Below are 10,241 nucleotides of genomic sequence, written 5' to 3'. Positions count from 1 at the left end.
TTGGGGTGAAGATAATTTACAATTATAACTGGGTGGAATTGATACAGAAAAACTTATATTTAACCGAGCTTGAATATATCGATCGCTCCTGCTCTCAGTTTGCGATCGATTATTCAGCAAACCCTAAATAGGAAGTTAAATCAGAGCGTTTATTCTCAGCAATAACTTCTCCCGATCCATCTCGATCGAGCCGATAAACCATCACGCGATCGAAGCAGTAAAGGCTTGCTGAAGCGACTCTGCATCGGTGTGAGCAGTGACAACTAAAATCGGCAAATCTCCCCACTGAACATCCTGTCGCACCACCTGACACAACTCTAGCCCGTTTACCTGTGGCATCGACAGATCCAGTATGATTAAATTGGGCGAAGTTTTCAGCAGCACCTCCCAAAATCGCTGGGGCTCGGTTAAAGTTATTACCTCCAACCCCCAAGGTGTTAGCAATGCGGATAAGTGAGCTAACACCGCCTCGTCATCGTCAACAATTAACACTTTGGCTTGTAATGTTTGAGTTTTGGGTAAGACGCGGGATATTGCTTGAAAAATTTGCTTTGTGGTGGCGGGTTTATGCAGAAATTGCTTAGCACCTAACCGCGATACTGCTAATCGATCGGCAAGAGTGTCTCGTCCAGTAAATACAATTATAGGCAGATTAGGCGATCGCTCGGTGAGTTCTCGCAGCAGCGTCAATCCATCTTCCTCTGTCTCTGGAAAGCTTAAATCTAATAATATCACATCTGGCATTGACAAGGCAATGCGCGATCGGGCGGTGGCCAGATTCGGAGCAATTTTAATTCGCAATCCCCAAGCTTCGGATTCTATTTTTAAGTGTTCTGTCAAGGCTGGATCGTCGTCAACCACTAGCACCAGATGCGATAACATTGTAGGCAGTGATGCAGCCGTTGACGTAACTGGTGGTTTCGCTAATTCCTGCTGCAACGCTGTCACCACTTCCGAGAATCGAGCGATTTCTTGGGCCGTAAAGGGGCGATCTTTCATCAGCAAATGCTCTGCCGACCGTCCCAATTTCGAGCCTTCAGGATAACCGAAAGATGCCAGGGAACCTGCTAATTTATGCGCTTCATTCTTGGCGGCTTGCTGTAATTCTGTTTCTAAATTTCCTGCCAATAGAGCCGTTTTTGCCTGTTCCAATAGGGCTATTTGTTGGTAGAAGACTCCCCGAAACCGCTTTAATAGTTTGTCGAGCGCTGACTGATCTGCCACAGGGGATTGATGTTTGGCGGTGCTGTCAGTGTCAGAATTGTTTGAATCAGACGGCGCAGATTGCGGGCGCGGCTTAAGTCGATAGCCCATGCCATAAACTGTGTCGAAGATTTCTGCGGTTAACCCACCTGCTTTGAGTTTTTTGCGGATATCTTTAATGTGAGTGTTAATAGCGCGATCGGTTGGTGCATCGTCAAATCCCCACAGGCGATCCAAAATGGCACTGCGGCTGAAGATGCGATCGGGATTTCGCAGGAATAATTCCAGCAGATTGTATTCTTTCGCTGTCAGTGAAATAACTTGTTTGTCAAACGTGACTCGACCGGAATCGAGGTCTAAACAAAGATTTCCCCAAGTCAATATATTAGCGGATGGGTTGTTAGTAGAATTTTCCGGGGAAAGTGCTTGAGAGCGCCGCAATAATGTGCGTATCCGTGCCAGCAATACATCGGCAGCACAGGGCTTGCGGATGTAATCATCGGCTCCAGCATCAAACCCTGCCACCACCTCTGCATCTGAATCGTTTGCTGTCATTAACAGGATCGGTTTGCAGTATCCTTGCGATCGCAATTTCCGACAGAGACTAATTCCATCTAGTTTGGGAATGTGCAGGTCGAGCAAAATCAGGTCATATTCAACTATGGTTGCCAAGTCTAGTGCAGCTTGTCCGTCATTTGCCCGATCGATCGCATAGTGATTTGCTTCCAACACCTTTGCCAGTGTTGCACTCAGCAATCGATCGTCCTCTACTAGCAGAATTTTCATCTATACTGCCCGTTTGATTTATCGCAAACATCGATCGCAATTGTTCCATTAGTGCGATCGGGATTTATTTGAGTCATACTCCTTACTCCATCAACAAAAATTGCTAAATTGTATCAGGGTCAATATTTAATTCTCGCAGTTTGGCGGCCAGGCGATCGGCACGTTGAGTCTCTTGTTCAGCACGTTGAGTCTCTTGTTCGGCACGTTGAGTCTCTTCTTCAGCACGTTGAGTCTCTCTTTGAGCTACCTCTTCAGGGGTAGGGAGAAGTTCTCCTGCTGTTGTGAACAAACGCAATTTTTTCTCATATATTCCCAGGCATAAATCGAGTTGTTGACTAAACAAAAGTCCTTGCGAATTAGGTTCCAGCGGCTGATATTCGCCATCCACCAAATGAAACCCAGCAAGTTCTAAATTATACGGATTGAACCAGAAATAATCATGGGTGCGAAACGTATTTTGATAAAGTAGTTTCTTGAACCCTTTATCAATTGACGCTGTATTTGGCGACAAAATTTCGACAATTACATTAGGATATTTGCCATCTTCTTCCCAGACAGCCCAACTTTTACGAGCTTTTCGTTCTGTGTCCAAAACTACAAAAAAGTCTGGGCCTCGGCACAATTCAGATTTAAGCTGGCGGGGACTGTAGTAGATGGTCATATTACCAGCAGCGTAGAAGTCGTTTCTGTCTTTCCACAGCCATTCTAAGCACTGGAGGAGCAGGATCATTTGTCGCAGATGAAGTTCGGTTTCCATCGGAGGTTCGTCACTATATAAGTCCCCGGTCGGAAAGATAACATTTTGTTGTATATCTTGGGAAGGGGCTAGCTCTTGAACTGCTGTCATGGCTGGTGGGTTGGGGTTAAGAGGTTTTGTATTTATTTTAGCGTTGGAGTGCGATCGCTGTTTTAAATTTTAACATTAATCGCACTCTACTCAAACCAGTTATCCTTCATCCTCCGACTTCACAGGAGCACGCCCAGAAATCACAAGAAATCCCACAGATTCCAGAGTCAGACGCGGCTGACGAATTCCCGCTAAAACAGCTTGACTTAACACACTTTCTGTGCTAATTTCATCAGCCAAAACCGACTCTAAAAGTTGTTCAGATTGAGACAGCCGATTCAAACGCAATTGCAATTGATTCACCCGGCTTTCCAGTTGAATTGCAGCACTCAATGCCGATCGATCGCACATTTCGACAAAATCCCCTCGCCCGCGCAGCAACTCCTCCGAAACCACCCGCCCCCGTTGGCAAAAATCATCCCATTCCAACGGATCGACAAAATTGTCAAGAAGCACAGTCCGATTTTTGGACAAATTGTAATCCCGATTCGGCCCGCCTTTCCCCTTATAAGCGCGCTGCAAAATCTTCAGAAGTTCTCCATCTTCCACCAGCAACATCGACTCATTTCGAGCATCTACAAACACCGTTTCAAAAACCGGAACAAACAGAGCATCGGCGCGTCTCTGCAAAGCTTTCAAATTGTAATTTTCGATATTTTGGGCTTGCAAAACTTGCTCAGCCGGCTGCAAATCAGTCTGAATTGAATAATTAAATTGCAATCCAAACCACTCCTTACCTTCCTCAGCATCCCAACTTTCATCATGCCGCCACAATGCAAAAGCTTGACCCCGATCGTCCCAACGAATATAAGAGCCAAGAGCATCGATCAATCCCTCACCAATCCGGTAAAGAGCGACATCCAAATTTTGGTGAGCAACGCGGCGATTGTAACTACCATATTGCTGACAATAGGGAATCAATCGGGTTCTCAAATCATTGGAAGGAATCAAGGTTTTTTGACTAGGTTGATAGCGCACCAACCCCGATATACTCGGATGTTCAACCTGTTTGAAATTCAGAGCTTGACAGATCCAACCTTCCGTCGCCCGCTGCATTTCTTTATGTTTAGCATCGCAATCATCGAGGGCTTCAAAATACTCAGATGCACTTTCCTCAAACAGGTCAATTTCATCCAAAACCTGTTGTTCGTCAATTTTGACTTTGGCGGCGACGATTTCAGTTTGGATTAATTCAATTTCGCTAGCTAGGCCTTTTGCTCCTTCTGTCAGCAATTTTTCTTCAAGTTTTGGCATTTTTTCATTGACATAAAACTGAAGACTAGCAATAGATTTGTTGAAGATATCAAACCCATCTTTTAAAACTTGAAACCAAGCTTCGTGGGGACTTTCTGGCAAATCTGGGCCTGCAAACAAACAAAACTGCACTCCCATTTTGCTACCAATGCGATCGACTCTACTTAATCTTTGTTCTAACTGATTGGGAAGCCACGGTAAATCGAAGTGAATTAACCAATCCACAAATTGCAGATTTATGCCTGTTTCCGCCGAACGATCGCAGACTAGGATAAAGCAATTTGGCTCAGTCTTAAACCGTTTCAAATTCGCTTCAACATCGGCCGCTGATTTGCTAGTCTCATAGGTGGCGATCGCATTTTTACCCAAAATCTTCGCTAAGTTTTCGGCAATGGCTTTACAAGTTTCATTAAAACTGGTAAAAATGACTATTTTGGGGAATTTATCACCGGGAAGCGGTCTTTTAATTTGCTGTTGAATTCGGGACAACAAATCGCGAGGTTTGCTGTGATACTCCGGTGGAATCTTCAACGCAACGCCTAGAAATCGGATAATGACGATTCTCAACAAACTCAGTCTGTCCACTCCTTCCTGGGGCTTTTCTAGGGCATTGAGCAAAGATTCTAAGAGGGCGCTTTCTCCTGAAAACATGGCGGTTTGAGTCACAATCCCCATGTACTTTTGCCCAAATTCGCGATCGAGTTCCGCCGTCGATTTCTTTTGTAAACGAGCTTTCACAACCCGTTCCAAAACATTCAACCAAGTACCGGAAGTTCGGAAAAACAGGAGAAAGATTTTTTGATAGGTGCTCTTATGAGGAGCGAGAGTCCGCCATTTTTCCAGGATACTGTGAATTTCCGACCACTGTTCGTCATTGAGATCGTACTCAACTTTGGGGAGAGTATCTCGATCGAAAATCACATCTTCCACTGCGTCTCGGCGATTGCGAAGCATTCGGCGGTACAGACGGTAGGTATCGCTAACGTGGGTGCGAATAGTTCTGACAAGGCGATCGCATTCTGTGGTTGCTTCAGTTTTCCAACAACTTTCTAATTCATTTGCTAATCCGATTAAATAATCATCTTGAGCAAAAAAAGTGCGGAGTTGAGCGAGTTTTGTTTGCAAAACCCCTGGGTTGGTTTCTGCTCGAAAATCTAGCAAGGCGCGCCCGATTTCCTGACGATTTTGCACCTGTTCTTTGAAATTTGCCAAATCATCAAGACGGTAAGTTGTGGGGTCTAGCAAGTTTAACATTGTGAGAAACTCTTGCTCATGTCCCAAAACTGGTGTCGAAGATAATAACAATAAATTTTTGCTTTTGTGAGCGAGGGTTTGGCAAATTTCAAAGGACTGCTTCTGAGTGCGATCGCCAGAATAAGCCATGGCCGCGAGTTCCTGGGCTTCATCCACTATCAGAAAATCTAGATTAGCATTGCGACTAACTTGATTAATTTCACTAAGAGAAACAAGCTGGACTCGATCGGCAAAATGAGACAAGTAGAATTTATTTTCTAACTCATCTCGCCACTGCTGGGTTAGGTATTTGGGAACCATCACCACAGCGCGGCCATTGGGTTCATCTAGGAGAAATTGGCGGAGAATTGTCCCAGCTTCTACGGTTTTTCCCAATCCTACTTCGTCGGCTAATAAATAGCGTCCAATCGGGTCTTCTAGGACGCGCCTCACGACTTCAACTTGGTGAGGATAGAGGTCTATGTTGGCAGAAATTAAACCTGTCATACCGCGGCTGACGGCGCGCTGGGTGATGGTAGATTGAACAAAGGCGAGTCGGCGATCGTGAAAATAGGGAGTTTCTTGACCTTTGACAGCTAAAATGTCGATCGGATCGGCGATCGGGATATTGCAGCGAACATAAATATCTGTTTCGACAGCTTGTATGCTTTGACTATCAGGGAGGTCGATGTCGTAGAGCATTCTATCTTCATCCCAGTCATAAATCCGACCAATGATCCAGCGCTCCAAGGTGGTGCTCCAGAGGTAGCATCGAGTTTGGCGCTGAAGTCTGGCTTCTTGGAGCAAGCCTAGGGGTACTGTTTTGCTAAGGCGGTTTTTAACTGAGCAAAAATATTCAATTAGGGCTTCGGTGCGGGATAATTCGACCACTTTTCCGACTCCCAAATCGTTTTTAGGCGATCGGACCAAGGAACCAATATCAATCATAGTTGAAAACCCTTTCAAATTCGGCGATGAACATCGCTTCTAAACAACCAAAGTCCGCGGATGCGGACTCAGAGAAAACCACGATGCTAAGTTTAGAAAACGGATACAAACCGCATAGTAGCACTACATTGATATCCTAGGGATAAATGAAATGCTAATGTGGTATGGGAATCAAATTCATGGACACAACTGGACTCGAACCAGTGACCCCTACGATGTCAACGTAGTGCTCTAACCAACTGAGCTATGCGTCCTCACGAATTCCTAATGTAGCAGAACTATCCCTTGAATGTCAAGCATAAAAATTAAGTTTTTTCTAATCGCCAATTTGGTGCCAAATTTTCACAGTGCGATCGCCCCCACCACTAGCCAAACTATCCCCATCAGCACTAAACGCCACAGACAAAACCTCCCCCCCGTGGCCCGACAAAATTTCCAACAAACCCCCCGCCTGGGCATCCCACAAATAAACCGTGCCATCCCGACTCCCACTAGCCAAAACCCGACCATCCGGGCTCAAGGCCACACACAAAACATCCCCAGAATTATCCCTGAAACTCCGCAACAAGCTGCCACGCCCCTCCTGGGTATCCACCCGCCACAACTTCGCCGTACCATCCCGACTCCCACTCACCAAAATCAATCCCTCTCCTACTCCTCCCCTGGTGTGGTTGGGGTGAGGGAAGTTCCCAGCAAAAACAGTCGATCGCACCCAATCCCCGTGCTCTGCTAAAGTACAAATCGATCGACCAGTTTGCCAATCCCACAACCGCAAAGTCTTGTCCCGACTCCCGCTAACCAAAAACTCCCCATCCGCACTAAAAGCCACCGCTTCCACCCCATCAGCGTGACCAATCAAAGCCGACATCCGCCTTCCCTTATTCAAATTCCACAACAACACACTCTTGTCCCGACTCCCACTAGCCAAAACCTGACCATTGGGGCTAAACGCCACAGCAGCAACCCTGTCAGAATGACCAGCCAAAGCGTACCACCACTTACCCTTATTCAAATCCCAAATGTGAATCATTTTGTCCCGGCCACTGCTAGCCAAAGTCGCCCCATCAGGACTAAAAGCCACAGCAGTCACCCAGTCAGAATGGCCAGTGAGAGTATACCAGCGCTTGAGGGTATCCAACTTCCACATCTCAATCGTCTTGTCCTCGCTACCACTAGCCAAAGTTTGACCATCAGGACTAAAAGCTACCGACGTGACAGCATTGGAGTGGCCTACCAGAGTATGAACACACCGCCAAGTGGGGGCCTGTGCCGGCACAACCCGCTGCATTGATGGCACAGGTAAAATAGTGTCTGGAACCGTTGGCGGCAGTGTATTTTGCACCACAGGCATCCTCTGCGGCACGGGAATTGCGGGGGCTGACTGGGGTGGTGTCGCCGTGCCCGTCCCCGCCGACGGCTGCGGTAGCAAATCTGGGAGTACCTGCGCCACAGATTTGTAGCGCCGACTCAGACTCGGTTCGATCATTTTGTCCAGGATGCGACCCAAATTCGGATCGATTGGCACCTTCACAAAGTCTCGCCAAACCCAAGTATCTTGATTGAGATCGAACAAATCAAAAGGTGATACTTGAGTCATCAAATAAATGCAAGTTACTCCCAAACTATACAAATCGCTGGCAAAAACCGCTTGACCTCGAATTTGTTCCGGCGCGACAAATTCGGGAGAACCGATGACAGTACCAGTTTCTCTCGAACCCTGGACAACTTTGGCCGCACCAAAATCAACTAAAACTAATTCCCCCGTTAGGGTTGGGTAAGTATAAATAATGGAAGGTTGAACCGGGCGGCGACGGATAATATTTGGTGGTTTAATATCTCGGTGAATGACACTGCGCGAGTGGACAAACTCCAATACTGGCAATAAATCCTTCAGCAAACTGAGAATTTGATTTTCGCTAAAGGCCCCGTGTCGCGCCAACTCTTGCTGTAAATTCTGACCTTCGATAAATTCTTGCACCAAATATTGATAGTTTTCCTGCTGAAAGTGAGCCAGTAATTCGGGAATTTGTGGGTGTTTTCCCAATTCGTCTAGGCGCACAGCTTCTCGGTTGAATAATTCTGCTGCTTTCTGGGCGCTGCTAGTACCTTGGGCTAAGGGGAAAAATTGTTTGATGGCGCAGCGAGGTTTGGAGGGTTTGTCTTCATCTATGGCTAAAAAAGTGCGGCCAAAACCGCCTCGCCCCAGGGGTTTTAGGGCCCGGTAACGCTCTCTGAGCAAGAGTTTGCTGCCACAATTGAGACAAAATTGGGTGCGATCGGCATTTTGGGGATTTTGACAAGCAGGATTGAGGCAGTAACTCATAACCAATGGAGGAATGAATCAGCAGGATATCTCTATCATACGAAAACCTATGAGACATGGAGCCTCGCGCGATCATTAAAAAACTAACTTTCAGACGGACTAAAGTCCTTACTACCAAGGGAATCTTGGTTTGTAATGAGGACTTTAGTCATCAGAATTTAAGATGTTGCTTTAACTTTCAGGGCATACTCTTTAAACCTTTCTAAATCTGCCTGAAGTGTCGATTCAACTACCCGCCCCACAAAGGAATTGTCCATCAATTTCGCCAACCATCCGGGAATGCCATAGGCTACGGTTAGTTTGACAATGCTGCTGTTTTTGCGATCGTAAAACCGCACCGCACCTCGATTTGGCAAACCGTCTACGGATTCCCACTGCATAATCTGATTGGGGACTAATTTTAAAATCCGAGACAGCCAGCTAAATTCTAAGCCACCAGTGGCGAGTTTCCACCTCGACAATTCCGGGTTGTCTTCGAGAATGCGAACTGATTCTATCCACTTCATCCAGCGAGGCATTTGCTCTAAGTCTGACCACAGTTTCCACGCTAATTCGATGGGAATTGCTACTTCTACTTGTACGCTATGTTCTAACCAATTAGTCATGGGATTTTAGATGTTATATTTGAGAGAGCTGTTCGTTACAAACATTTCTCTATGCCCTACTAAGATTTTAATATAAATCTAGGGAATTAAGTTACATTCAAACATCTTATTTGCAATGGGTCCGGCGACGCGATCGATAAATTTCTGACGGAGTTCAGGATTGTTCTGCAAGAGTTCGATCGCTTTTGCTTGCAGAGCAGCTTGTTTCCCCCCATCAGTTGTTGAATCTGGTGTGGACTTAGACTGAGGCTGCATTTGGGCCACTTCTTCACAGGAAGCTTTTTCGTATTTGGCGATCGCAAAATTGACAGCAATATCCAACAAAGCTTCCTGAGATACAAAACTGTCACAGGAACTGACAACCATTCCCACAGAAGTTAAAAAGCCTAGAAACAAAAGATGAAATTTTTTCATAAATTTGTCCTCTTTAGGGAATCAATTTACATTCAAACATCTTATTAGCCATCGGTCCGGCGACTCGATTAATAAACTTCTTCCGCATCTCAGGATTCTTCCGCAACATTTCCACTGCCTTAGTCTGGAGGACTGATTCCGGTGTTCCAGCAGTGGCGGAACTCTTGTTAGGCTGGGGTTTCATCTTAGCTAACTCTTCACAGGAAGTGCTTTGGTATTTTTTGATTACGAAATTCGATACGATATCTAGCAAAGTATCAGGATCTGGTAAGGGAGTTTTGTCGGTGGGCAATGAGGGTTTCTGACTAGCTTTTTGGTTAGGCTGTGCAGACTTTTGAGGCTGAGGAGGCAGGGGAGGCAATGGCTGTAGTAAAGCCTTACCACTAATTCCGATAACCATGACGATGGAAGTGAGGGTGGCTAGAAACAGATGTGACTTTTTCATGATTTTTTGTTGTTGATTGGTGATATTTTAGCAGCAAGAGGGTTAATTATCTTCGTTTATCCTATCCTAGTTCCCAGGCTCTGCCTATCCTCGTTATCCTAGTTCCCAGGCTCTGCCTATCCTCGTTATCCTAGTTCCCAGGCTCTGCCTATCCTCGTTCCTCGTTCCCAGGCTCTGCCTATC

The 10,241-nt window shown here is 45.9% G+C and carries 7 protein-coding genes and 1 tRNA gene; all 8 read right to left on the bottom strand.

Annotation, left to right across the window (positions count from 1 at the left end):
- Nucleotides 1-201 precede the first annotated feature (201 nt).
- The 8 genes from AAFP11_RS28355 to AAFP11_RS28320 all read right to left on the bottom strand — a co-directional run bounded on the left by AAFP11_RS28355 (nucleotide 202) and on the right by AAFP11_RS28320 (nucleotide 10,058).
- Nucleotides 202-1,989 carry a response regulator gene (locus AAFP11_RS28355; RefSeq protein WP_341740028.1) on the bottom strand — a complete coding sequence of 596 codons (1,788 nt, stop codon included), beginning with the start codon at nucleotides 1,987-1,989 and terminating at the stop codon, nucleotides 202-204.
- A gap of 103 nt (nucleotides 1,990-2,092) precedes the next feature.
- Nucleotides 2,093-2,836: a Uma2 family endonuclease gene (locus AAFP11_RS28350; RefSeq protein ID WP_341740027.1), complete on the bottom strand. Its 744-nt coding sequence runs from the start codon at nucleotides 2,834-2,836 to the stop codon at nucleotides 2,093-2,095.
- A gap of 99 nt (nucleotides 2,837-2,935) precedes the next feature.
- Nucleotides 2,936-6,271, bottom strand: coding sequence for a protein DpdE (gene dpdE, locus AAFP11_RS28345; protein WP_341740026.1), 3,336 nt, complete (start codon nucleotides 6,269-6,271; stop codon nucleotides 2,936-2,938).
- A 180-nt stretch (nucleotides 6,272-6,451) separates the two neighbouring features.
- Nucleotides 6,452-6,525: transfer RNA gene (locus AAFP11_RS28340), tRNA-Val, on the bottom strand.
- A 62-nt stretch (nucleotides 6,526-6,587) separates the two neighbouring features.
- Nucleotides 6,588-8,594 carry a serine/threonine-protein kinase gene (locus AAFP11_RS28335; RefSeq protein ID WP_341740025.1) on the bottom strand — a complete coding sequence of 669 codons (2,007 nt, stop codon included), beginning with the start codon at nucleotides 8,592-8,594 and terminating at the stop codon, nucleotides 6,588-6,590.
- Between the two features lie 158 nt (nucleotides 8,595-8,752).
- The gene (locus AAFP11_RS28330) at nucleotides 8,753-9,199 is read right to left on the bottom strand and encodes an SRPBCC family protein (RefSeq protein WP_340550798.1); all 447 of its coding nucleotides are present in this window, start codon (nucleotides 9,197-9,199) and stop codon (nucleotides 8,753-8,755) included.
- Nucleotides 9,200-9,277: 78 nt separating this feature from the next.
- Complete coding sequence (locus AAFP11_RS28325) at nucleotides 9,278-9,613, bottom strand: hypothetical protein (protein ID WP_341740024.1); 336 nt, start codon at nucleotides 9,611-9,613, stop codon at nucleotides 9,278-9,280.
- Between the two features lie 13 nt (nucleotides 9,614-9,626).
- Nucleotides 9,627-10,058 carry a hypothetical protein gene (locus tag AAFP11_RS28320; RefSeq protein WP_341740023.1) on the bottom strand — a complete coding sequence of 144 codons (432 nt, stop codon included), beginning with the start codon at nucleotides 10,056-10,058 and terminating at the stop codon, nucleotides 9,627-9,629.
- Nucleotides 10,059-10,241: the final 183 nt, after the last annotated feature.

Source organism: Microcoleus sp. CAWBG640, assembly GCF_020883015.1.
Classification (GTDB): domain Bacteria; phylum Cyanobacteriota; class Cyanobacteriia; order Cyanobacteriales; family Microcoleaceae; genus Microcoleus; species Microcoleus anatoxicus.
Note: the sequence above shows the minus strand (reverse complement) of the source record. Positions and strands in the feature narration are given on the sequence as shown.